24 protein-coding genes are annotated in these 25,328 nt (G+C 35.8%); 5 read left to right on the top strand and 19 right to left on the bottom strand.

From position 1 onward, the window contains the following. Positions 1-360 precede the first annotated feature (360 nt). Complete coding sequence (locus tag KORDIASMS9_RS01120) at positions 361-2,328, bottom strand: putative porin (RefSeq protein ID WP_240321110.1); 1,968 nt, start codon at positions 2,326-2,328, stop codon at positions 361-363. A 203-nt stretch (positions 2,329-2,531) separates the two neighbouring features. Between KORDIASMS9_RS01120 and KORDIASMS9_RS01125 the strand changes: the two genes are divergently transcribed. The 3 genes from KORDIASMS9_RS01125 to KORDIASMS9_RS01135 all read left to right on the top strand — a co-directional run bounded on the left by KORDIASMS9_RS01125 (position 2,532) and on the right by KORDIASMS9_RS01135 (position 6,056). Further along, positions 2,532-3,128, top strand: a complete 597-nt coding sequence (locus KORDIASMS9_RS01125) for a ribonuclease HII (RefSeq protein WP_114901077.1) — start codon at positions 2,532-2,534, stop codon at positions 3,126-3,128. Between the two features lie 32 nt (positions 3,129-3,160). Then, complete coding sequence (locus KORDIASMS9_RS01130; protein WP_114901078.1) at positions 3,161-3,484, top strand: hypothetical protein; 324 nt, start codon at positions 3,161-3,163, stop codon at positions 3,482-3,484. A 124-nt stretch (positions 3,485-3,608) separates the two neighbouring features. Then, entirely contained in the window at positions 3,609-6,056 is a 2,448-nt protein-coding gene (locus tag KORDIASMS9_RS01135) for a hypothetical protein (RefSeq protein ID WP_114901079.1), read from the top strand. A 480-nt stretch (positions 6,057-6,536) separates the two neighbouring features. Here KORDIASMS9_RS01135 and KORDIASMS9_RS01140 read toward each other — a convergent pair whose 3' ends face one another. From KORDIASMS9_RS01140 to KORDIASMS9_RS01175, 8 genes are all read right to left on the bottom strand, one after another. Next, positions 6,537-6,983, bottom strand: coding sequence for a hypothetical protein (locus KORDIASMS9_RS01140; RefSeq protein WP_162819708.1), 447 nt, complete (start codon positions 6,981-6,983; stop codon positions 6,537-6,539). A gap of 53 nt (positions 6,984-7,036) precedes the next feature. After that, positions 7,037-7,522 carry a hypothetical protein gene (locus KORDIASMS9_RS01145; RefSeq protein WP_162819709.1) on the bottom strand — a complete coding sequence of 162 codons (486 nt, stop codon included), beginning with the start codon at positions 7,520-7,522 and terminating at the stop codon, positions 7,037-7,039. 9 nt (positions 7,523-7,531) lie between these two features. Beyond that, on the bottom strand, positions 7,532-8,014 hold the full coding sequence (locus tag KORDIASMS9_RS01150) for a DUF4149 domain-containing protein (protein WP_114901082.1): 483 nt from the start codon (positions 8,012-8,014) through the stop codon (positions 7,532-7,534). Positions 8,015-8,027: 13 nt separating this feature from the next. Next, positions 8,028-8,483 (bottom strand): hypothetical protein, encoded by a 456-nt coding sequence (locus KORDIASMS9_RS01155; RefSeq protein ID WP_114901083.1) that lies wholly within the window; start codon positions 8,481-8,483, stop codon positions 8,028-8,030. Positions 8,484-8,533: 50 nt separating this feature from the next. Continuing rightward, complete coding sequence (locus tag KORDIASMS9_RS01160) at positions 8,534-9,004, bottom strand: hypothetical protein (protein WP_114901084.1); 471 nt, start codon at positions 9,002-9,004, stop codon at positions 8,534-8,536. Then, positions 9,001-9,714: a lipoyl(octanoyl) transferase LipB gene (lipB, locus tag KORDIASMS9_RS01165; RefSeq protein ID WP_114905109.1), complete on the bottom strand. Its 714-nt coding sequence runs from the start codon at positions 9,712-9,714 to the stop codon at positions 9,001-9,003. Before lipB ends, KORDIASMS9_RS01160 begins: the two co-directional genes overlap by 4 nt. Positions 9,715-9,895: 181 nt before the next feature. After that, a complete protein-coding gene (locus KORDIASMS9_RS01170) occupies positions 9,896-10,645 on the bottom strand; it encodes a hypothetical protein (RefSeq protein WP_114901085.1) in 750 nt (249 codons plus the stop codon). A 21-nt stretch (positions 10,646-10,666) separates the two neighbouring features. Further along, positions 10,667-10,825: a YqaE/Pmp3 family membrane protein gene (locus tag KORDIASMS9_RS01175; RefSeq protein WP_114905110.1), complete on the bottom strand. Its 159-nt coding sequence runs from the start codon at positions 10,823-10,825 to the stop codon at positions 10,667-10,669. Between the two features lie 170 nt (positions 10,826-10,995). Here KORDIASMS9_RS01175 and lysS point away from each other — a divergent pair, with 170 nt between their 5' ends. Next, a complete protein-coding gene (gene lysS, locus KORDIASMS9_RS01180; RefSeq protein ID WP_114901086.1) occupies positions 10,996-12,681 on the top strand; it encodes a lysine--tRNA ligase in 1,686 nt (561 codons plus the stop codon). 97 nt (positions 12,682-12,778) lie between these two features. Here the strand turns inward: lysS and queA are convergent, their stop codons facing one another. The 8 genes from queA to rsgA all read right to left on the bottom strand — a co-directional run bounded on the left by queA (position 12,779) and on the right by rsgA (position 22,532). After that, positions 12,779-13,834 (bottom strand): tRNA preQ1(34) S-adenosylmethionine ribosyltransferase-isomerase QueA, encoded by a 1,056-nt coding sequence (gene queA / locus KORDIASMS9_RS01185; protein ID WP_114901087.1) that lies wholly within the window; start codon positions 13,832-13,834, stop codon positions 12,779-12,781. Between the two features lie 78 nt (positions 13,835-13,912). Then, positions 13,913-15,142 (bottom strand): 3-phosphoshikimate 1-carboxyvinyltransferase, encoded by a 1,230-nt coding sequence (locus tag KORDIASMS9_RS01190; RefSeq protein ID WP_114901088.1) that lies wholly within the window; start codon positions 15,140-15,142, stop codon positions 13,913-13,915. 33 nt (positions 15,143-15,175) lie between these two features. Continuing rightward, positions 15,176-16,159: a 2-hydroxyacid dehydrogenase gene (locus tag KORDIASMS9_RS01195; protein ID WP_114901089.1), complete on the bottom strand. Its 984-nt coding sequence runs from the start codon at positions 16,157-16,159 to the stop codon at positions 15,176-15,178. Positions 16,160-16,196: 37 nt separating this feature from the next. Further along, complete coding sequence (locus KORDIASMS9_RS01200) at positions 16,197-16,523, bottom strand: nucleotide pyrophosphohydrolase (protein ID WP_114901090.1); 327 nt, start codon at positions 16,521-16,523, stop codon at positions 16,197-16,199. Between the two features lie 127 nt (positions 16,524-16,650). Beyond that, a complete protein-coding gene (locus tag KORDIASMS9_RS01205) occupies positions 16,651-18,657 on the bottom strand; it encodes a transglutaminase domain-containing protein (RefSeq protein ID WP_114901091.1) in 2,007 nt (668 codons plus the stop codon). A gap of 38 nt (positions 18,658-18,695) precedes the next feature. After that, positions 18,696-20,603, bottom strand: a complete 1,908-nt coding sequence (locus KORDIASMS9_RS01210; RefSeq protein WP_114901092.1) for a DUF3857 domain-containing protein — start codon at positions 20,601-20,603, stop codon at positions 18,696-18,698. Between the two features lie 108 nt (positions 20,604-20,711). Then, positions 20,712-21,164: a D-aminoacyl-tRNA deacylase gene (gene dtd / locus KORDIASMS9_RS01215; protein WP_114901093.1), complete on the bottom strand. Its 453-nt coding sequence runs from the start codon at positions 21,162-21,164 to the stop codon at positions 20,712-20,714. A 414-nt stretch (positions 21,165-21,578) separates the two neighbouring features. Beyond that, entirely contained in the window at positions 21,579-22,532 is a 954-nt protein-coding gene (gene rsgA, locus KORDIASMS9_RS01225; protein ID WP_114901095.1) for a ribosome small subunit-dependent GTPase A, read from the bottom strand. A 216-nt stretch (positions 22,533-22,748) separates the two neighbouring features. Here rsgA and KORDIASMS9_RS22985 point away from each other — a divergent pair, with 216 nt between their 5' ends. After that, the gene (locus tag KORDIASMS9_RS22985) at positions 22,749-22,916 is read left to right on the top strand and encodes a hypothetical protein (protein WP_162819710.1); all 168 of its coding nucleotides are present in this window, start codon (positions 22,749-22,751) and stop codon (positions 22,914-22,916) included. A gap of 275 nt (positions 22,917-23,191) precedes the next feature. Here KORDIASMS9_RS22985 and KORDIASMS9_RS01230 read toward each other — a convergent pair whose 3' ends face one another. Together KORDIASMS9_RS01230 and KORDIASMS9_RS01235 are read right to left on the bottom strand one after the other, a co-directional pair. Further along, a complete protein-coding gene (locus KORDIASMS9_RS01230; RefSeq protein WP_114901096.1) occupies positions 23,192-24,274 on the bottom strand; it encodes a bifunctional 3-deoxy-7-phosphoheptulonate synthase/chorismate mutase type II in 1,083 nt (360 codons plus the stop codon). A gap of 204 nt (positions 24,275-24,478) precedes the next feature. Beyond that, complete coding sequence (locus tag KORDIASMS9_RS01235) at positions 24,479-25,327, bottom strand: prephenate dehydrogenase (protein ID WP_114901097.1); 849 nt, start codon at positions 25,325-25,327, stop codon at positions 24,479-24,481. Position 25,328 lies beyond the last annotated feature (1 nt).

Consider the following 25,328-nt stretch of genomic DNA (forward strand, 5'->3'; position numbering starts at 1 on the left):
TATCATTCAAAAAAATAATCAGAACGTATTGCTGAAAACCAAAACTTCCCGTTTTAGCGGCTGCAAATATAATCACCTTTTTATAACTTCCTAATACTTTTTTAAGCCTTTTTTTAATACTAATTCTAACAGCTTATTCACTAGGCATTTAGAAGGGAAAGTTTTTTTGATTTTTGCCGAAGTTCCAAACTTAAATTAACCATCCTTACAGAATTTATTGGCGCGCGAATTCAAGTTGATTGAAGCCCCAAACTTCAACTAGCAAATTGGAAACACAAGCAGTCCAAGTTATAAACTTGAACTGGTCATGTCGAAGTTGCAAACTTCGAATAGCAATTGAAAACTTCGAATAGCGTGGGTTTATGAGAAGAAATTCCAGACGAGTCCGAAACGGATGATGAAATCGCGATACGGTTGGTTTGGTGCTGAGAAGAATTCGTAGCCTGTAAACGATGAATTTAAATGCTCTAACTTGAAATAGATGCGTGTACGCCGTACTTTGGCATTGATGAAGACATCAAAACGTGGGAAGCCTCCAATTTTTTGCTGGTTTTGACTATAAAATTCCCCCAGTAATGGACTGTATGCATCTCCGAAGTATTCCGTGAAATAGTTGAATGTGATTCCCGTTTGAATGAATAATGCTTTTTTAAACCATTTGTCCGTGTAGTATATGGTGTTTCTAGTGACCAATTCTGGGACATTGAATACATCGCCTGTTTGCCCAACTTGCTGATACATTATGGTATTGTTGAGCGCAAATTTCCCATAACGGAATTCGCGTCCTACTTTTACTTTTAAGTATGTTATTGCATCTTGACTTTGTTGTGGTGATATTTGCGCTCCATCAGTGAGTCCTGAAAAGTATGTAAAGTTGTCTAGCGATGTAAAACTCACATCGGCATTCAACCACTTTTTGGATTTTAAACTGAAATTGATACTTTGCGTGCGTTCATTTTCAAAACTGTTTCGCCAATTGTAGGCAATGTAATCACTTTGATTTACCAAAAAGTTAAAGTTTGGTGCTTTGGAATTTATGACAATTGAAGCTCCAAGATCTATGTCTTCATTTAGTTTGTAGCGCGCACTTCCTGTGAAGTAGTTTCCACCAAGTTCTCCCGAGATATTTGCTAGTAAATCTGCTTTCAGTCGGATTCCTGCAATGGTGTGTTGCCATTGCCCTCCAATAGCGATGACATCGCCTTCTAGTTGGTTTGGAACTACATTACCATCTGCTGTGTACAAGATTTTATCAAAGAAGTAATTGTATTTTGTATGATTGGCTTTGAATTTTACGTCTCCAAATGTTTTTGTGGTGTAACTTAGACTTGCTTGATTGAATAGTTTTCGCAACTGCGTACGATCTCTTAATGATGATGACACAAAAGCATCTCCAAACAGTTCATTTTCTGAGTCTTGATTGAAAATGTAATATTTTGTTTCGTAATTGAATGTGTGCCCAATGCGCAAGTTATTGTCTCGTAAAGAATCTTTTTGTCGAACGATTTTGTAGTCATGCTCTAAATAATAGCGTTTTCCAACGAGAATGTTTTCTGCATTTTGAAATTGAACTGCCAAGCGCGAACGATCGGTGAATTCTTCTACGCCCGTTACAAAGTCCGTAACTGCTTCTGCCGTTAATCCTCCGTTTTCGTTGTTCAGCACATCTTGTGAATAGAAATGTGCCCGCAATCCGTAGCGATCATTTTTGGTTCGGTAGTTTGCAGTAAGTTTGAAGTTTCCTGTACTACTAAGTACGTTTTGATATTTCCCCAAAGAACGCATTCCTTTGTAAGCGATGGAAAAATTCATTCGTTTTGACGTATTCATGGTAATAAACGCTTCTAAGAGTTGCCCTTGCTCCATGGCGGTTTTAAAGAATAACTCCGTAGTAGGTGTTGGCACGTTGAAATATTTTACATCTTCTACTTCATCATAGTTGAAGTGTTTTGCGCGCATTCCAATATCCGGAAACGCTTGTGTTCTATCAAATGAATATGTCAAACTGTTGTAGGTTTGTCCTAAATTCGCAAAAGGAATCAGTCCAAAATCATCTTTTCGAAGGTAATTGTATTTGTAATCTTTTTCAATGGTGAGCGTGGTATCTACTGCAGTGGTATCGCGTTGGTGAGAAATGATTTTGTAGAGATTGATATCATATTCTTTTCGTTCGCCTGTTTTGTCTTTTTCAGAATCGCTGTTAGCGTTACCATCAGCACGTTGCTGATTGAGTTGCTGTTTGTCTTTTGGTATGGGTTGTAACTTTTTCTGCGCTTGTACGGCAGAAATTGTAATACATGTTATGATAACGAAAAGGATGTACTTCACTTTTTTGACTTTTTTAGCGTATTCTTCACAATTCATCAAGCATTTTACGCTAGCTATGCAACAAAAGTATACTTTTTGATCGAAATAAAAAGCTAAGTTTTGTTATTGAAATCATAAATTGTAGTTTTTGAGTCTTCTTATTTTATTTTTCAATTTTGATTTGACTTGCAGAACAGATAGATTTGTCTATTAAGATTTTAGACATGTTAGCATTACAATTATTGGATGTACTGGAAGCAGGAACGGATGAAGCTGGACGCGGATGTCTTGCAGGACCTGTAACCGCAGCGGCCGTGATTTTACCTAAAGATTTTTCAAATGAGGTGTTAAACGACTCAAAACAGTTGAGCGAACGCAAACGTGAACTATTGCGCCCTGTTATTGAATTGGAAGCCCTAACGTTTGGCGTAGCACATATTTTTCCTATTGAGATTGACCAAATTAATATTTTGAATGCTTCTATTTTAGGAATGCACAAAGCGATGGATCAACTTTCGGTAACTCCAAAACACATTATTGTAGATGGTAATAAATTTAAACCCTATAAAGATATTCCGCATCAAACTATTATTAAAGGCGATGGAAAGTATTTGAATATTGCTGCTGCTTCTGTATTAGCAAAAACCTATCGTGATGCGTATATGGAAAAGATTCACGAAGAGTTTCCGATGTATAATTGGAAAAAAAATAAAGGCTATCCTACCGTAGAACATCGTGAAGCAATTAAAAAATACGGAACTACCAAATATCACCGTATGTCGTTCCGATTGCTTCCTGAACAGTATACGTTGGATTTGTAATATATTACAAATCACTATTTTTATTTTTTAGTATGTGGGAAAAACAACTTGAAATTTTTGATGCTATTGTGGCAAAATGTCCTGACTTTGCCCTAAAAGGCAAGAGTATGATTTATACTTCGGCAAACGGACACATGTTTGGTTTACTGAACAAAGCTGGCGAAATTGGCTTTCGATATTCGAAAGAAGTACAGGAAAAATATATCCAAGAATTTAACTCCGATTATTACAAATCGTATGGTGCTACGATGAAAGGATATGTGTTAATTCCTGAAAACATGCTGACGGATTTGGACAGATTAGCAGATTTGCTAAACGAAAGTTATGCGTATGTGATGTCGCTGGAGCCAAAATAGCATTTTTGTTAATAACAACTGTAATTCTATTACCGCGAACCTAATTGGGAAATTGGTAAGTTTTATATTTTTGTAAAGATATAAAAGGGCAACGACACCAGATGGTGTTTTAAATAGAAATTACATGCAAAGAATTTTCATTCTTCTTCTCATTATACTAAGTATTGGTTGTGAAACCGAAATTCCTAAAAGGTCTTCACTTTTGGCATACGCGCCACTACATGCTTCGGCTATTATTCAGATTCAGAATTTTGAAAGTTTCCGCAGTGAATTAAAAAATAATCAGTTGCTAAAATCATTTCGAAAACCTGCGTTTAAAACAGATTTTAATGCCTTTGTGGAATATTTGCAATATGTAAAACCAATGTCAAAATCGTTGTTGTGTTTTAATGAATTGGGAAAGAATAGTTTTGAATATACGTTTATTACTAAAATGCATCCTGATTTGATTGCGCTCGATTCGTTGGCGAAAGTTTCTACCGAAAAAATTACCTATGAAGGCAACACAATCACGAAAACAACACTGAACAATCGTGTGAATTATACCTTTATTGCAGATAGTATTTTTGTAAATTCGTCTTCGGAATTGTTGATTGAAAATTGCATTCGTTCGTACAAAAAGGCAACAGTATCAGAAGCGATGAAAAAAGTGTACGCTACGATTGACGAAACGAAATCGGCGACTATTTTGGCGAATCCGAAGTATCTGCAGCCTTTGTTGAAGAAGTTATTCCCAAATGCAACTACAAATATCGTTTCAAATTTTGGTGCGCAAGCCGCATTGGATGTAAGTATTTTGCCTGATGAGTTGTCTTTTACCGGAATTATCACTGCGAACGATTCGCTTGATCATTCGCTGAGTTCTTTGAAAAATACAATTCCAAGAGCTTCGAAAATCGCAAAAGTGATTCCGCCATTTTTTGAACATTTTACGGCGGTTACGTTTGATGCCTACGAGAAGTTTCACCCAGCAACTAAAAATTCACTGTTAGATGCATTGGAAGAAGTTGCCACGTTTTCTTTTAACGGAACTACTTTTACAGGATTTCGATTTATTTCTTCCAGCAATGAAGCCTTCACACAGTTACAAACCAAACCTGAAATAAGCACCGTTCGAAACAGTAAGATTCACAAAAACGAAGATGATACACTTTTTAAGGATCATTTTACGCCGTTTATCAATCAGTTTGACAATCGTCATTTTGTGATTTTAGACGAATATATGGTGTTTTGTGAACCTGATGGTTTGCGCAGTTTGGCAATGTTGATTGGCATGTACAAAGACAAACAAACACTGTTTTACAAAGAGAATTATATAGAAACGATCAAAAATTTAAGCGATGAATCTTCGTTGCTGATGATGGTGAATACGGAAAAGTTTAAGAAAACATTCGCGGAAAGTGCTCCAAAGAAATATCAAAAAGAAATTGCTAGTATGAATCTGGAAGAATATCCGTTTGCCACCTTGCAATTTACCAACGAAAAAGGAAGTAATTATGCACATGTACACGGAATTTTGAAGCGAAATACTGTCAAACCTTCCGAGAATACCATTTCGCAATTGTTGAATGTTGTGTTGGATAATCCTGCCGTTTCCAATCCGCAGTTTGTAAAAAATCATGTGACAAAACGAAAGGAAATTATCGTTCAAGATGATCAAAACATGTTGTATTTGATTTCTACCGCAGGAAAAGTATTGTGGAAAAAGGAAGTTGACGGACGTATTTTAGGAAAGATTTCACAAGTAGATTTGTATAAAAATGGACGTTTGCAATTGGCATTTACGACACCGCAATCTTTTTATGTGTTGGATAGAAACGGAAATGACGTACAACCGTATCCGAGAAAAGCAAAGAAAAGCTACACGCAACCTGTTGCAATTTTTGATTATGACAAATCGAGAAATTACCGTTTTGTATTTACCGAAGGCAACAAAGTGGACATGCGCGACAAGAAACTAAACAAAGTCGCTGGATTTAAGTTTTCTGGCTCGGAGAACGATTTTATCAATCCGCCGCAGCATTTTAGAGTACAAACGAAAGATTATATTACGTTTCAGGAAAGCAACGGGAAATTGCACATTTTGTCGCGCACTGGAAAACCGAGAATTACGCCTAAGAAAAACATTCAGTTTTCGGACAATACGATGTACATTCACAACAATCTTTTTACGACGTCTGATCGCGATGGAAATTTGATTCAGATTGATAGCAAAGGACAGTTTCAAACGACAAAATTGCCTGTAGAAGCCAATCACGATGTCGTAATGACAACCAAAACTTTGGTGAGTTTCTTTGAGAATAAATTGCGCATCAAAGACAAAACCGTGGAACTCGATTTTGGTTCGTATAGCAAACCGAAGCTCTTTTTAATTCGCAATAAAATTTACGTAAGTATTACTGATAAAGACGCGCGAAAAGTGTACTTATTTGACAGCAACGCCAAACCGATTGCAGGTTTTCCAGTGTTTGGAAGTTCTGCAATAGATCTTGACAATTTTGACAAAGACACTCAATTGGAAGCTGTAACCAAAGGAGAAAACAATACGATTTTGGTGTATAAGTTGAATTAGGGTTTTGGGTGTTAGGTGTTAGGTGTTAGGTGTTAGGTGTTAGGTGTTAGAAAAATACTTTTTCATTTTTCATTTTTCATTTAGCGTTTTATATTTTTTTTGATTGTTGCGTGTTTAAACTAATAAACTTCTTTTTTAACCACGAATTCACAAATGATTTTAGACTAACTTTTATGATGATTTACTCGAATTTTTAAGCCTAACTTCAATTTAAAATTTAGCATTCAACATTTGAAACTTCTCACTACTCATAACTCACTACTTCTTGTCACGAATGCACAAATTGTCTTTTTTGGTTTGCAGTTAGATTTTCACGAATTATTTCCTTTGAAACTTCTCAATACTCAATACTCAATACTCACTACTCACTACTTCTTATCACGAATGCACAAAATTGTCTTTTTTGGTTTGCAGTTAGATTTTCACGAATTATTTCCTTTGAAACTTCTCAATACTCAATACTAACAACTCAATACTAATTCAAGATTCCGAAACTCCAATCGTATCAATTTCATCACGAAGAAAAACATCTTTTTCATATTGTCGGATGCGTTTTTTTAAAATACCTGTTTCAATGAGACTCCCAATTGCATATGCAAAAATGAAAAGTGTAATAAGGTAAAAAACAAATGCTTCGCTGTTTTTTATATCCATAAAACCAAAAATACCGCCTGCTAGAAATGTAGTACTGATCAGAAGAAAATATATGTGAGATAAGATGGCACACACCAAAAAATAGGCAGGTACTTTTTTCATTCTTCGCATACGGTTGGTTTTTCGGTAATAACGGAAACTGATGAAATGATACGAAAGTGCCATGATTCCCAAAAAAATACCAAGTCCAATAGACACTAACATAATGGCAAAGAACTTTTTAGTTTTTGGATCAGTAGCATCTTCCGTTGCACCAAAAAACATAAAGGTCATAAAGGTTACTAAAACCCCCAAAAAGACCATCAATATTATTTTTAAAACACGCATTAGTAGTCTACTTCTTTTCCAATATTGTCTATTTCATCCATGGTATTGTTTTCGCTACGCAAGCGTCGCATACGTTTTTTTAAGATCGAAGCTTCTAAAAAACCTAAACAACCTCCGATGATAAATAAAAAAATTACCAACAGTTGCTGCCCATTGTATCCATATTCGATAAGTAGTATTAAAGAATATAAGGTAACGCCTCCTACATATATTAAGAATGCAGCGAAGCAAATAGCGCCAACCCACAAGATTTTATGTATTTTTTTATGCAATCGTACGTTTTCTTTGCGTTTGTAATATTGAAAGCTTCTCACATGAAAAATAATATTGATTGCTGCTGAAATAAAGGCAAAACTCATATGGAAGTATAAAGACAGCGGAAGTTGACTTAAATTGTAACGTGAAAGTTCATACATCACAATGTATATCGCTACACCCATTACAATTAAGGAACTAATAATTAAAAGTATTTTAATAAAACGCATGTAGTGATCCTAGTTTACGGCTCCAATATCGTCAATTTCGCTTTTAATTTCACGGTTTTCCTTCAATTTTTTGATCCGTCTTTGCAACAAAGAAGTTTCTAAAAATTCTGTAATCCCAACAACAAGAAAGACAAGCATCACAACAATTTCTTCTGATTTGACATAACCATCTGCAAAACGACCTGCAGTATTATACAATGCCATGGATAGTAAAATAAACAGAAAACCTGGAAGTAGAAAACCTGCCATCCAGAATATTTTGTGTAGTTTTTTATCCAATCGTTGTTTCTGCTTGCGCCTGTAAAAACGGAAACTTTTGATGTGATATATAATATTGAAGAATGAAAATACGATCAAAAGACCAAAAACAATATATAACACATTGGGAACACCTTCTTCTCCCGCCAACATCGAAAATTGATACATGGTTAGAAGCGACATGCCAATGATTGCAAATGAAATGATGATGAATAGTATTTTTAAAACGCGCATGAATAAATGAGTATCAATGTGAATTACCTATGTCGTCAATTTCGGATGTAAACGAAGTTTTTACTAATAGGTTTATTTTTTTTCTAAGATATACAACTTCTACTATATTTAAAACTCCGTATATAAAAACACCAACCAGCACAAGAAGTATTTCCATTTGAATATCAGCCCTAAAAGCCTTTACAAATTCAACTACAGCTACATACATTGCAAATAATGAACAACCGATAGCAGCGATCCACAATAATTTTCCAATATCAGTACTTGGTTTATTTTTTCTGTAATATTTTAGACTTACAATATGATATCCTGCACACAAAAAGCTAAACAAAATGGTTAACGAAATCATTATCAAATCATACAATGGCATGTATTGTAGACCTGTTTTTAATCTCATAGGGAATTCAGTAGCAAACAACAATGCAATTCCAAAAGTAATGGTTAAGAGTATGATTTTAAGTATTTTCATAAACGTGGTAAAATATGAAATAAACCAGAACACACAAAAACTTTCACGATTTATGATTCGTCTGTAGTACCTTTGATGTTGTCTATTTCTTCACGACGTTCCAGACGTTGTTTGTGAGAAACTATAAATTTATTCAAAAAATATGTATCTAACAATGTCCAAATAGCCAAAAGCGTGACAAAGATAGGAATTGCAATTAGGTCAACTTCTTTTGGATTTTTCAACCAAGAAATAGTAGCATAAATTCCTAGAATCAACAGTGTACATCCAAAGGAAACATGCAACGCCCAGTATTTTTTGGATAATTCTTCTAATTTGCTATCAAATTCGGCAAAAGGATAAATTTCTTTCGTTTTAAAATGAAAATATACACTAAAAGCTCCTGTAACTCCTAAAAAGAAAATGGCAGTTGACGGCGTTTCTTTGTCTAAATTGCCGATATAATTAATAATTCCAACGAAGAGCAAAATAGCTGTGATTGCCGCTGTAATCATCAATAATAACAGTTTCTGAACTCTCATTCCACCATTTGATATACAAGTTCCGCCTCAAACAATGTTTCAAAATGACGCAATAGTTTTTCTTTCACTTCTGCTTCGTCAACGTGCATTTTCCCTAATTCTACATTTAAAGAAGTAACCGCTTTTCCACGAATTCCACACGGAATAATGTTGTCAAAATAGCCCAAATCCGCATTGACATTCAACGCAAAACCATGCATGGTTACCCAACGACTCGCCCGAACGCCCATAGCACAAATTTTTCGTGCAAATGGTGTACCAACATCGAGCCAAACGCCTGTTTCGCCTTCACTTCTTGTGGCTTTCAAACCGTATTCTGCTAGTGTCAGAATGATCATTTCTTCCAATAATCGCAAGTATTTGTGAATGTCGGTGAAGAAATTTTCCAAATCCAAAATTGGATATCCTACAATTTGTCCAGGTCCGTGATACGTAATATCGCCACCACGATTTATTTTGTAAAACGTAGCGCCTTTGGCCGCCAACTGCGTTTCATCTAACAATAAATTAGACATATCGCCACTTTTTCCTAAAGTATACACATGTGGATGTGCTACAAAAAGAAAATGATTTTTTGTGTCCAAACCTGCATTTTCACGACGATTTTTAATCTTCGTATCTACAATTTCCTTGAATAATTCCTCTTGAAAATCCCAGGTTTCTTTATAATCTTTTGTACCTAAATCTTGTACTTGTATGATCTTGTTCAATGTCTGCATGCTTTATAAAGCACAAAAATACGATAATTATATTCGTTTTACGTTACGATTCTTTTTCGGGCATTTCTTTTATAAAAATTTTAGGAAAATCATCTTTATAATTTCTCTGTAAAATATAAAAGAGGAACTGCGTAGTTGCAATTCCTCTTATATTATATTGTAAATATGATTTTTATTTCTCCAATTCCACTTCTAAATTGAGCATTTCTGGATTGTTTACAAATTCCAACGCATTCACTTTTACCGAAAAACTCTTTCCATCTTCTGCCATCACGGCATTTTCATCAGAAACTGATTTAATTTTTCTAGGGAAATGATAATTCAGCTTGTACGTTGAGGCAGCTAATAACATTTCGGCTTGCCCAAGATTTTCTTTAAGTTTATCCATCAACCCTTTATCCATGATGTTTAATGCGCGTTTGAACGTTTTCGTATCATACGAATAATTCATCTTGGTCAACTTGTCAATATTTGTATTAGTTAAAGGATTTCCGCTTCCCATTGCATTGCTGTTTTTTGCAATTTTAGCAAGTGAATTTACAGCACCAAACATTTCTTGGATGTCATTGACACTCTTAAAATCTGTAAAAAGATCCACATTAAATTTATTCTTTTTGGTGTCCAAAACCATGTGTGCATTCAAGTTTTCAAGACTTTTGATCATTTTTCGATCAGTATCAGATATTTCAGAAATAAACTTGCTATTTCCTTTAAACATATCTTTAAATGATATCATAGAGTCAATAGATTGTTCTTGTCCGCCTGTCATTTGTGTGCCCATCATTGGCATTAATTCAGATCCGTCTAAATACATAGATAATTTTCCACTTCCATCGTCGTTGATGTAAATAGTTTCAGAGAATTCGCAACTTGTGCAAAAAGTGAGCAATACCACAAGTACTGCGAAATACATTTTTTTCATATAAATTTTATTAAATTAATTTTATTGATTCGGATTATTTACAATGACCAATGCAGCTATCGTGCCAGGAACCCATCCGCAAAGCCACAAAATAAAGACAATTATTACAGAACCACAACCTTTATCGACAACAGATAAGGGCGGAAATATAATTGCCAGCAATACTCTCCATATACTCATGTTAATTTTTGTTTGATGATTGATGATACTTGTAAGACTTAAAAACACCCAAAAAGTTACAGCAACCGACCATTTCAGAAGTAAAACTACTTCAAATATTTCCAAATCAATACATTGGTATACTAATGAAATGTATTTATCTTTGCAAACTTAAATTTACACATAATACTATGCAATTATCAGAGCAAGAAATCGTTCGCAGGGAAAAACTTTCAAAGTTACGCGAACTCGGCATCAATCCGTATCCAGCAAATCTATATCCTGTAAATCACACTTCGAAACAGGTAAAAGACACATTTGCAGCAGGTAAACAGGTGATCATTGCAGGTAGATTAATGTCGCGTCGTATTCAAGGTTCTGCTTCTTTTGCCGAATTGCAAGATGCGGACGGACGAATTCAAGTGTATTTTAACAGAGACGAAATTTGTCCTGGAGAAGATAAATCACACTACAATGACGTCTATAAAAAATTATTAGATATTGGCGATTTTATTGGGATAGAAGGCGAGTTGTTTACAACGAAAGTTGGCGAGCAAACCGTCATGGTGAAAAACTTTACCGTGTTGAGCAAAGCGTTGCGTCCGTTGCCATTACCAAAAGAAAAAGACGGCGTTGTGTATGACAAGTTTGACGATCCTGAACAACGATATCGTCAGCGTTATGCAGATTTAGTCGTGAATCCGCACGTAAAAGAAGTGTTTGTAAAGCGTACAAAATTGTTCAACGCAATGCGTAACTTCTTTAATGAAGCAGGTTATTTTGAAGTAGAAACACCAATTTTACAACCAATTCCAGGTGGTGCAGCAGCACGTCCGTTTGTCACACATCACAACTCATTAAATATTCCGTTGTATATGCGAATTGCCAATGAATTGTATTTGAAGCGCTTGATTGTGGGCGGATTTGACGGTGTGTACGAATTCTCTAAAAACTTCCGAAACGAAGGAATGGATCGTACGCACAATCCAGAATTTACTGCGATGGAAATTTATGTCGCGTATAAAGACTACAATTGGATGATGGAATTCACAGAAAGTTTATTGGAACACTGTGCCATTGCCGTAAACGGAACGACAGAAGCTACTTTTGGCGAACACCAAATTGATTTTAAAGCGCCGTACAAACGTGTCACCATGACGCAATCAATCATAGATTTTACAGGATTTGACATTACTGGAAAATCGGAAGAGGAATTGCGCGAAGCTGCGAAAGACATGGGAATCGACGTGGATGAAACGATGGGAAAAGGAAAATTGATCGATGAAATTTTCGGTGAAAAGTGTGAAGGAAATTATATTGAACCTACTTTCATTACCGATTATCCAAAAGAAATGAGTCCGTTGTGTAAAGAACACCGCGAAAATCCAGAATTAACAGAACGCTTTGAATTGATGGTCTGTGGAAAAGAAATTGCGAACGCATATTCAGAGCTGAACGATCCTATTGATCAACGCGAACGCTTTGAAGCACAATTAAAACTTTCCGAAAAAGGAGATGACGAAGCCATGTTTATTGATGATGATTTTATTCGCGCACTCGAATATGGAATGCCACCAACTTCTGGTTTAGGTATTGGAATGGATCGTTTGATTATGTATTTGACAAACAATCCGTCGATTCAAGAAGTATTGTTCTTCCCGCAAATGCGTCCTGAGAAAAAGCAAATTCCACTAACTGACGAAGCAAAAGCAGTCTTAGAATTGTTGAAAAAAGCTGAAAAATTACCATTAGCGGATTTGAAAGCACAAGCAGGACTGTCTAACAAAAAGTGGGACAAATCTATCAAAGAACTCACCAAAAACAGTTTGGCAAAAGTGGAGAAAACAGACGATGGGCTTTTTGTTGAAATTGCCTAACTTCAATTCACTCAACTACAATTTACATTTGGTATAAAAAAACAAAATCCTGTCTTTCGGCAGGATTTTGAATATAATATATTTTGTGTTTTTCTAGTTAAAGAATCAACATGGCATCACCATACGAATAGAATTGGTATCCTTCTTTGATCGCTTCTTCATACGCTTTTAAGATAAAATCGTGACCTGCAAAGGCAGAAACCATCATTAAAAGTGTCGATTTTGGTGTGTGAAAGTTGGTAATCATACAGTTTGCAATGCTAAACTCGTACGGAGGAAAGATAAATTTGTTGGTCCAACCTTCATATTCATTCAACGTTAAATCTGATGACACTGAACTTTCCAATGCACGCATTACCGTTGTTCCAACCGCACAAACTTTGCGCTTGTTTTTCTTGGCACTGTTTACGGTTTCTACAGCATCTGGAAGAATTTTTAATTCCTCAGAGTCCATTTTATGCTTCGACAAATCTTCAACTTCTACAGGATTAAACGTTCCTAAACCTACGTGCAACGTGATTTCAGAAAAGTCTATTCCTTTAATTTCCAAACGCTTTAACAAGTGCTTTGAGAAGTGCAATCCAGCCGTTGGTGCCGCTACAGCTCCTTCTTCCTTAGCATAAATAGTTTGGTAACGTTCTTCATCTTCTGGCTCTACATCTCTTTTGATGTATTTTGGAAGTGGTGTTTGTCCAAGTTCCCCTAATTTTGTTCTGAATTCTTCATACGAACCGTCATATAAGAAACGCAACGTACGACCTCTCGAAGTCGTGTTGTCAATAACCTCTGCAACTAAACTTTCGTCTTCACCAAAATACAATTTGTTTCCGATTCTGATTTTTCGTGCCGGATCAACCAAAACGTCCCACAAACGCTGATCTTCGTTCAACTCTCTTAATAAAAAGACTTCAATACGCGCGCCTGTTTTTTCTTTGTTTCCAAACAATCTTGCTGGAAATACTTTCGTATTGTTCAACACCATTACATCTCCTTCATCAAAATAGTCCACTAAATCTTTGAATTGTTTGTGTTCTATGGTTTGTTTTTCGCGATTTAACACCATTAAACGTGCTTCATCTCTGTGTTCAGAAGGGTATTCAGCTAATAAATCTTCAGGAAGATCAAAATTAAAATGCGATAGCTTTTTTGCCATAAGTCTTTTAAGTTATTTTTTAAGAATGGCAAATATACAATCTCAACATAGGGGTTGTCAAGTATTTAGTGAGTTTTTTTAAATTTCTGTGAGTTCTATGCCTATATTTTGCAAATCTGTCCAAAAATCTGGGAAAGATTTCGACACTACATCCGCTTTTTCAATACAAATTGGTACGCGTAACGCCAACGGTGCAAATGCCATTGCCATTCGATGATCTTTGTACGTTTCTATGGAAATGTTTTCGTGAATTTTTGATGCTTTGTGCAAATGTAAAGAAGCGTCAGTAATATCGACAGAAGCGCCTAATTTTTCAAGTTCCACTTTGAGTGCTACCAACCGATCTGTTTCTTTTATTTTTAGAGTGTGCAATCCGACCATTTCACAAGACAATTGCAATCCGAACGCCGTTACAGCAATAGTTTGCGCAATATCTGGTGCATTTTTTAAGTCGAGCTTGATGGTTTCCTGAGTTGCTTCACGCGTTTTGGTCAATGTAATGGTATTCGTATCAAATTTCGTTTCAACCCCAAATTTTGTGTAAATTTCTGCCAAGCATGAATCTCCTTGCAAGCTGTTTTGCTTGTAAGCTGAAAGTGTAATGGTTGTGCCAATGTCGCTAAGCGCGATTAAACTGTAAAAATACGACGCCGAACTCCAGTCAGATTCTACTGTAAACACTTTTGCTTCTTGCGCAGCTTCAAATCGTGCTACAGTGATGGTGTTTCCTTTAAAATTGGTAGCAACTCCAAGTTCGTTCAACAACGAAAGCGTCATTTTTATGTACGGAACTGACGTAATGTTTCCATCCAGCGTAAGCGATACTCCATTTTCCAAGGTTGGCGCAATTAAGAGTAAGGCAGAAATGTACTGACTACTTACGTTGGCGGCTAATGTTACTTGATTTCCTTGTAATTTTTTTCCTTTGATATGTAATGGTGGATAGCCTTCGTTATTTGCATATTGAATATCTGCGCCCAATTGTTGCAAGGCTTCTACCAATATTTTAATAGGACGTTCTTGCATGCGTGACGAACCTGTTAAGGTAATTTCTTGTCCTTCTTTGGTGGCGTAATATGCTGTGAGAAATCGCATGGCGGTTCCTGCGTGATGAATGTCTTTTATGGTATTTGTAGACTGCAACGCTTTTTGCATCAACGCAGCATCGTCTGAATTGGAAATATTGTTGATGTCAATGTTTGGATATAAAGCTTGTAGTAATAACAATCGGTTGGATTCACTTTTGGAACCTGTTATCGCAATGTTTGATTGTTGTTGAAGCGTTGATTTTTGAAGCTTTACGTTCATGATATTGAATTGATAGGTTGTAAAAAAAATTGGTTACTTTACTTCGTTTTTTAATATTTGATTTTTTTCGAAAGCCTGTATGTTTTCTAGTGTTGTCAGTGTGATTTCGCGCATGGCTTCTTTGGTAAAATACGCTTGATGCGAAGTAATCAATACGTTTGGAAAGCTCATCAAACGCAAAATATATTCGTCTTGAATGATACTTTCGGACAAATCTTCAAAGAACAAATCTTCTTCTTGTTCGTACACGTCAATACCTAGATAGCCAATTTTTTCATTGATCAGTCCTTCTATGGCATCAGCAGTGTTGATTAATGCGCCACGACTTGTGTTGATAATCATGACACCTTTTTTCATCAATGCAATTGCATTTTTGTTGATGACGTGTTTGGTATATTGGTTCAACGGACAATGCAACGACAGAATGTCTGCTTGAGCAAATACTTCTTCTAGCGGAAGATATGTAACACCCAAATCGACCAATTCTTTGTTTTCTGCGATGTCGAATGCAATAATTTCACAACCAAATCCTATGATGGTTTTACAAAATGTAGCTCCGATTTGTCCCGTTCCGATCACACCAACTTTTTTACCGTGAATGTTGAAACCAATCAAGTTTTTTAAGGAAAAGTTTCCTTCACGAACCCGATTGTATGCTTTGTGTGTTTTTCGGTTGAGTGTCAAAATTAACGCAATCGCATGTTCCGCAACCGCTTCTGGCGAATATGCTGGCACACGTACAATTTTGATATTGTATTTTTTGGCAGCTTCTATGTTCACATTATTGTAACCTGCGCAACGCAGCGCGATTAATTGTACTCCTTTTTTTGAAAGTATTGCAATCGTTTCTTCGTCGACCGTATCATTTACAAATACACAAACAGCATCAAATCCTTTGGCGAGACTTGCCGTTGAAGAATCTAAAGAGGTTTCAAAAAAAGAGAACTCGTATTGATTATTATATTTTTCAAAGTATTCTTGATCGTACGATTTGGTACTAAATACGGCAATTTTCATAGTTTTTTATGTATGCTGATTGAGAGTTGAACAGTCGTTATTTCAATTTTTCATTGTTGTGATGACGATCGTGATCGCGTTTGGTTTTCTTGTCCATTTTTTGATCAAAAGCTGCTTGTAAGTCAATTCCGGTTTGATTTGCCAAACACAGTACTACAAAAACCACATCTGCCAATTCTTCACCAAGATCTTTGTCTTTGTCACTTTCTTTTTCACTTTGTTCGCCGTAGCGTCTGGCAATAATCCGCGCAACTTCGCCAACTTCTTCGGTAAGCTGCGCCATGTTGGTTAATTCATTGAAGTAACGAACGCCGTGTTCTTTGATCCAAGTATCTACGTCTAGTTGTGCTGCTTTCAAGTTCATAAGGCTAAGTTTGTTTTAATGTAAAAGTGACTTTATAAACGCGTTATAAAGTCACTTGTAAAAATATAGTTTTTCAATGAATTAGTTCATGCGTTTTTGCAGAAACATTTTCACTTTTAAGTGTGTTTTAAATCTTCTTCAATACTACTTTTTCTTTTTCCTTTTCTACCAACATTTTGTAAAATTCGCGCAAAGCGCCGTATTTGTCTGGCGTAATCACAGACGATTTGATTTCTTTTGACATTACCACACTGATTCCCGTCGGCGTTTTGGAAATATTGAACGAATATTCACCCAAACCTTCTGGCATTTTTACAGCGCTTGCATCTGGCAATGACTCAACTTCGTACCCTTCTGGCAACTTGATATTCAACATAATTTTTCGCTTCCAAGGATAGCCAAAGTCAACAGGATATACGCGCTCTTCTGCTTTGAACATGTTTTCATCGGTTGCTAAGAAAAACAGTGGCGAAAAATACATTTTATCTCCAATGATTTCTGCTTGCGACTCTTTTTCAAACGCATACGATTCCATTACTGGTTTTCCAACGCTGGTTACATTTTTTACAGCATGCTCTGAAATTTCAATGTCTTCAATGCTATTTTCCAGTTTTTCTAAATAATCTTCTTTGTCTGCTTGAATGTAATTTTCGCGAAATGTCAATGCATTGTGAGAGGTAAATTGTGTACGTTGTTTTCCTGTTAAGTCACCTTCTTCATCTAAGGTAACATTTATCATTGTAGCACGCAAGGCAGATTGTTTTGGCATCAAACTGATTTGACTCCAACTTCCGTCTCTACGTATCAGTCGTCCTGACCAGTTTAAAGCGCGCATTGGCAGTACATTTGGCTCTCCATAGTAATTGGTAGCATCTAACAGAATAACAGCATTTTCAACTTCAATAGCTGTAATGACATAGTTGAATCCTTCTAACGTTGGAAACAAGGTAATTCCGTGTGAACGTGTGCTTAAAATGACAGGATTGGCACTAATACCTGCATGACGCAGCATGGCTGTTAGCATCAAATTCATATCCGCAACATTTCCTGTTTTTTCTTTGTAGGCTTTCCGAACGCCTTTATCCGTGTATTTTCCATAGTTTCCATTCCATTTGATTCTGTCGCGCACATAGGTATAAATCTTCGCTGCTTTTCGCATATCATCAGATTCGCCTGCAATTAGGTTATCTATGTCACTTTTAAAATAGGATGCTTTTTCCAATTCGCCGCCAAAACTTTGACTTTTGTAAATCGTTTTTACGACATTATCCCACGATTTTGCGTAGTATTCTGGTATTTGATTTGGCATTTGCACTTGTGCCAATTCAAATTTTACAGCACTGCGATAGTTTTCAATATTGCTAACAAAATTTTCCGCTTTCAATGCTGGTACATTTTTGAGTTCGTATTTAGTAGTTTTAAAAGAAAAGTCAATTTCATCACGACTGAAATTAGTTTTTCCTCCAAAGTTACTTTTAGACTTTGAATTTATACTAATTTTCCCTGGACGACTGCCTTCTTTTGGATTTAATCTAAAATACCCTTTGTAATGTTTTTTATAAGTGAAATATTCGTGTGCTTCGAAAGAAACTTCAATGTGATTTACAGGAATTGAGTATTGAAAGTAGACTTCATTGATATTTCCATAATAGGGAGAAATCATTTTGTAACGATATTCAATGACAGAACCTTCTTTTACATTGGGCATCGTAATTTTTTGAATGTCTACATATTCATTTCGTTTTTCTTTAAAAATTCCATCTTTGCGCAGTTTTGTATCTTCAATTTTTCCACCGACTAAATTATAGGTGTACGCTTTCAAATTGGACACTTTTTCACGATTTCCTCCGCTGCTTTTGTATAACGGAACGGAGTGATTTGCCCAATCAAAACCGTCTTTGTTATATATTTTGATACGTTTGTGAATGTTGGTTTCTATTTGAAATCCTTCACCCTGAATGTAACGCATCGTGATATAGTTTCTTTCATAAAGAATTGCAGCACTTGCTTCGGGATCTGTTGGGTGTTTTGCTTCTTCTAATTCGGCTTTGGATACTTCTCCAAACTCGAAATCTTGAGCTTGCAATGTGACAAAACATAATAGCGCAAGCACGAATAGTGTGTGTTTTTTCATTTGTGAATTGTTATTATTATGGACGTAAGGGAAATAGGTTATTTTTTGATTAATACGATTTTTGAACCATCGTAACGAACGATTTTTTTAATAAATTTTCGATAGTTTTTATATTCTTCTTTTGGATACAAACCATCGTTTATTTTGAAGGTTCTTTTGTATTGTAATGTTTGATCGTCTTTTTGTGTGATGGAATACGAATAGGTTCCAAATTTGGTTTCGTACAACACATCTTCAGGAATGGCTTCAATCGTGTAATCGCTTGGCAAGGTGATTTCATACGCATCTTGATCGTAATAGCCTCTTTGAATTTCTAGTGGGAATTTACGATTTCGATAGCGATCAGGAATGCTTGTCAATCTGTTAAAAGCATTGGGCGCAAACAACATTCTATCGCCTGTAGCAACACCGTACGCATCTGCATTGAATGCTATTTTTTCTGTAAAAGCGATGTCCTTTTTGTCGTTTTTGAGTTCAATGTTGTCAATATTGACATTGTTAACGGTTTGAAAGTATCTTTTATAATATTTGTCTTTATCTACATCCGAACGATCTTCTAAATAATAACGATTGTCATACTGAATTCCCTGCGTTTTTATTGTCGCTTGCGCTTTTATATTTCCGTTTGCATCTAAGGTATACATACCCGTGGTTTCTTGAAGATTTTCTTCTGTTGTATACTTTTTGGTGTGTTTTAGTTTTCCGCCTTCTGGTGTAATCACCAACACATTTCGATCATCCGTAAATTTTCCAATATGACCAAAAGGTACTTTTTGACTCGTACATTCCAGCCAAATATCATCACCATTGTTAGGAATGTTTAAGATGACATGATTTCCTTGCGCTAACGAGGCAAAATCATCATAAAAACCTACAATTTCATCACCAGCTTCCACATGCGTGTAATACGATTCAATACCTGCAATTTTTAGCAAAGCCATCATATAATTAGACAATCCTTTGCAATCGCCATAGCCCACAGTATCAACTTCTTCGGCAGGAATTGGCTGAAAACCTCCAATACCCACTTGCACACTGATGTAGCGTGTTTTATTTTGCATGTATTCGTATATGATTTTGGCTTTTTCGCGATCGGTGGTTGCGTCTAAAATTAGGCTGCGTATTTTTGCTTTCGTAGCTTCATCAACCGTTGCACGTCCATTGAGTAAGTTTTGATACATCCATTTGCCAAATTCATCCCAATTGTTAATTTCGGCGGTAACGCCATCATAATTAAATTTATTGAGCGCGAGAAATACACTTGGTTTTAAGTCAGCTTCTGACGGACTGTACGCTTCTGGTTTGATTCCAGAAACATTTTCAATACTGTACACAAGTTTTCCTTCTTTTTCATCTTTGATGACACCAAATTCCTCCAAATTGAGTTCTTTTTTGTGTACCGTAAATGATAACGGATAGTAAATTTTGTAACTGCTTTTTTGCACACCAACATAATAGCCTAGCGGACGAAATCCACGAACGTTTGCCGTATTTTTTGTTTGAATTGCACTTGTAAATTCAGCTGTAAACGGATACGATATCGGTGTGTAATCTAAATATTTTACACGGGAATCTGTATACATCGTTGCGCCATCTACAGCACTGACATCTTGGAAGTCGCGCTCTCGAATTTTCTTTATTTGCCTTCCAGCTTGATCGTAAATTCGAACTTCTACATTTTTAACTTTTATATCGTTATCGTACCAAACTACGGCGCCAATTTGCTTCAGGCCATTTTCATTTAATACGGTTACAATTCGTTTTTGGGTAACTTCCATATCATTGATGGCTTTTACATCAACAACGGTTTCACTAAGCCGAATAACGGCATTGGCATTTTTTGCAAGTTCCTGTGGAAGTGTGAGATAACTTTTTAGATCGTCTTGCGCTTTTACGAAGTTTGAAATAACTAAAAGCACAGCAATCATTGATAATTTTATGCGCATACGTATTATAATATTTTCTATTCAGGAGAACAGTTCACAATATAAGAAAAGTATTTAATTTTTCATCGGAAAGTTTATAAGCGTCACAAAATGTTTATAAACGTGATATTATTCTTTATTTTTTGTGTCAATACTAATGGTAACAGGTCCATCATTGAGCAATGCTACTTTCATATCGGCACCAAAGATTCCTGTTTGTACTTTTTTGTTCAAATCTTTTTCCAATTGCGCCACAAATTCTTCGTACATCGGAATGGAAATATCAGGTTTTGCAGCTTTGATGTAACTCGGACGGTTGCCTTTTTTCGTACTTGCATGTAAGGTAAATTGACTAACGACAATTGCTTCGCCATCAACATCTAACAAGGAAGTATTCATCACACCATTTTCATCGTTGAAAATACGCAAGCGCGCTATTTTATTGGAAAGCCATGTGATATCTTCCTGTGTATCTTCGTTTTCAATCCCTAGTAAAATGAGCAATCCGCAACCAATATTGGCTACTTTTTTTTGATTAACGGTAACGCTGGCTTCTGTAACTCTTTGTATAACTGCTTTCATTTTTAATGCTTTTTTAGATCAACTTTCGAATGATAAAACTATCTATTATAATTGGCAAAGTTATAGATCCTACTATCATAATTAATGACGGAATGATGTCTATATTTTTTTTAGGTATTGCTGAAATTTCAGGCCTTCTTTTGAAAATCCAATCGTATGGAATTTGGATTATTTTGTACAACAATAAATAGGTAAATGTAATTTGAGAACCAAAATACACAAGTGACGTCTTAGATTTGCCGATGTAATTTTCATAAACAATTCCGAAAATCAAAATTATTATTGAAATCAACACAAATTTCAGAAACACCTTTTTTTTGTTCGAAATCTCTTCATCTAAGAACAAAAACCAAACTAAAGGAATAAACTGTAAAGAAAAAATTATTTCATCTATATACATTTTGAAAAGAAAGATTATTGCTCTTTAAATTCGTCTACGCGATAGTTATTTTCGTCGCCTTCTATCATTTGCATGTAGCTTTTGTAGCGCGACCAAGCGATGTAACCTTCTTCAACTGCTGCTTTTATGGCACATTTTGGTTCTTCAATGTGAATGCAGTTATTGAATTTACATTCGTTTTTAAGCGCGAAGAATTCTGGAAAGTAATCGCCAATTTCTTCTTTTTCCATGTCTACAATTCCAAACCCTTTGATGCCTGGTGTATCAATTATTTTGGCTCCAAATTCCAAATCGAACATCTCTGCAAAGGTTGTGGTGTGTTGACCTTGCTTATGTTGCTCGGAAATTTCTTTGGTTTTTAAGTTGAGTTCAGGAGAAATCGCATTCACCAAGGTAGATTTCCCAACACCTGAATGTCCCGCAAACATGCTTACAGTTCCTTTCATGCGTTCTTTAATGGCGTCTATATTTTTTTGCTCTTTGGCAGATATTTCCAAACATTCATAGCCAATGTTTTCATAAATATCTTTGAGATACATGACCTCAGCGCGGCGTTCAATTTCTGTGTAAGAATCTATTTTATTGAAAACCAATACGCACGGAATGGAATAGGCTTCTGCGGTGACCAAGAAACGATCTATAAAACTTGGAAATGTTGGCGGATTGTCTATGGTAATTAATAAAAATACCTGATCAATATTTGCAGCAATGATATGTGTTTGTTTGGAAAGGTTGACCGATTTTCGAATGATGTAGTTTTTACGATCAAAAATTTCGTCGATAATTCCTGTTTCGGTGTTGTTTTTTGTTTCAAGTGTAAAATTCACTTTGTCACCAACCGCAATAGGATTCGTGCTTTTAATGCCTTTAAGTCTAAATTTTCCTTTAATTCTACACTCGTACTCCGCACCACTTTCGGTTTTCACCAAATACCAACTTCCCGTAGATTTATAAACAGTTCCTATCATTACGGCAAAGATCAAGATTATTCTTAAAAATAACAAAGCTTTACTGCTTGCTTTTCAAAGAAATAGCTATTTTAAGATTTGCGCATATTTTTAGAGCTTTTATAATTGAATTATAATTTTCAATTATGTTAGAATCTTGTTAAGTAAGGCGTTACCGTAGCAAATAAAAAATAGTTTTTAGTACTATAAAAGATTGTTAACCTTAAAATATAAATCATGTTAAAAAACATTTTAAAATTAGAAGGTGTAAATACACTTACAAAGTCAACACAAAAAAGTATTATTGGAATGCGTGGCAGAATTTGCTGTGAGTGGTGTCCTGATGGCACTTGTCTCGATTGGACAACGCCTGGCGTTACGTGCCCTTTTTCGGCTGGATGCTAGCAATACCAATTATACTATAATCTGCAATGTATAGAATTGGTATAATACCAATTTACATTTAAAATGGTGTTTTGGATACGAAGTAACTTTGGCAGTATAGGATGCTGTGAATGATTTGCATAGCCGTAGCTACGAAAAGTATTCGCAAAGAACTAGACTACCAAATGAACGAGTTTATAAACATCATTTTATGTGTAAATTGGTATAATATACTAAAAGAGGCTGTCTTAATATTGAGACAGCCTCTTTAATTTCCTAATGTATTTTTAAGAAAATTACTGATTCATAATCTTCTCTTGATGATTGATTGATTCTTGGTGAATGGCTTTAAAAATACGCAATACAAATTCTTCACTCAATTTATTTTGCTCGCCTTCGAGAATCATTTTTCCTAAAATTTCATTCCAACGTCTGGTTTGTAAAATGGCAACATTTTTGTCTTTTTTGAGTTCTCCAATTTTGTCCGCCACTTTCATACGTTTCCCTAAGGTTTCAATCAACTGATGGTCAATGACATCAATTTGCGTACGCAATGTGTTTAATGCATTTCGGTAGTTTGCTTCCGTATCTGTTGCTTTTCTGATTTTTAAATCGTCCATCACTTCTACCAAACGGTTTGGTGTGATTTGCTGTTTGGCATCACTCCACGCATTATCTGGATCGAAATGTGTTTCTACCATCAATCCGTCATAATTTAAATCTAAAGCCGTTTGACACAAATCGAAAATAATATCTCTACGACCTGCAATGTGCGATGGATCTAGAATTAATGGTAAATCTGGGAAACGATTTTGCAATTCGATCGGAATTTGCCATTCCGGATTGTTTCGGTAACGTGTTTTTTCATAGGTTGAAAATCCTCTGTGAATCACACCCAATTTATCAATATTGGCCGAATGTAACCGTTCAATTGCACCTAACCACAAGGCTAAATCTGGATTTACAGGATTTTTTACCAAGACAATTTTGTCCGTTCCGTTTAACGCATCTGCAATTTCTTGTACAATAAACGGACTCACCGTTGAGCGTGCGCCAATCCACAATACATCAATATCGTGTTCTAATGCCAAACGTACGTGTGTTGCATTGGCAACTTCCGTAGCTGTTAACATTCCCGTTTCTTCTTTGGCTTTTTGCAACCATTTTAATCCTAATGCGCCTACACCTTCAAAGTTTCCAGGACGTGTACGTGGTTTCCAAATTCCTGCACGCAATACAGTTGCATCCGTATCTTTAAGTTGATGTGCAATGTTCAATACTTGATCTTCCGTTTCGGCGCTGCATGGTCCTGCAATTACAATCGGATGTTCCAATCCGAAGTTATTTAACCAGCTTCTGAGTTCTTTTTTATTTTCCATGATTATTTTTTTATTGTCTTTTGTCTATTTTTCTATTTGTTGATTTGTCTATTTGTTGATTCGTCAATTTTTTTTTGAGTTTCCCTTTGATTCATTATCGTTTCTTTGAGATTTCCACTTTCGTTGGAAGTTCCGCGTTAGGGATTGAGGCGGTATCCTTTTGCAAAAAGATATAGCCGAAAGCCCGTTAAAACGCCCAAATTGTCATTCCAATCCTTTTAGTATTTTTTTAATGTGATTTGTGTTTTCCATTTCTTTATAAATTCCTTCAAAATTGTCTTGCACCATCAGGCTTTTAAATTCCTGCAAGTTTTGTATATATTCGTCCAAGGTTTCAATGACATTGGCTTTGTTTTGTTCAAAAATCGGCGTCCACATGGCTGGTGAACTTTTTGCCAAACGCACGGTGGAAGCAAATCCACTACCTGCCAAATCGAAAATATCGCGTTCGTTTTTTTCTTTTTCAATGACCGTTTTTCCTAGCATGAACGAACTAATGTGCGATAAATGCGAAACGTACGCAATGTGCTTATCGTGCGATTTTGGATCCATATAGCGAATGCGCATGCCTAGATTTTTAAATAATTCCAGTGCTTTTTCTTGCAGACTGAACGCCGTTTTTTCCACTTCGCAAATGATGTTGGTTTTGCCATCAAACAACCGTTGAATTGCTGCTGACGGTCCTGAAAATTCCGTTCCCGCAATGGGATGCGCTGCCAAAAAGTTGCGCCGTTTTGGATGCTTTGCAATGCTTTGACAAATTTTTTCTTTGGTAGAACCTGCATCGATCACCAACGTGTTGTCGTTAATTTCATCTAACACTTCCGTGATAATTCCGATGGACGCATGTACAGGAATGGTGATGATGACAATATCTGCATTTTGCACATGTTGAAGCGTCGCTTTTTCATGAATTAGCTGTCTTTGCAGTGCTTCTTCTAAATGCGCGTCGTTTACATCAATTCCATAGATGCTTGCTTCGGGATATGCTGATTGAATATCCAGCGACATGCTTCCGCCAATGAGTCCGATTCCGATGATGTATACGTTCATA

The organism is Kordia sp. SMS9, from assembly GCF_003352465.1.
Lineage (GTDB): Bacteria > Bacteroidota > Bacteroidia > Flavobacteriales > Flavobacteriaceae > Kordia.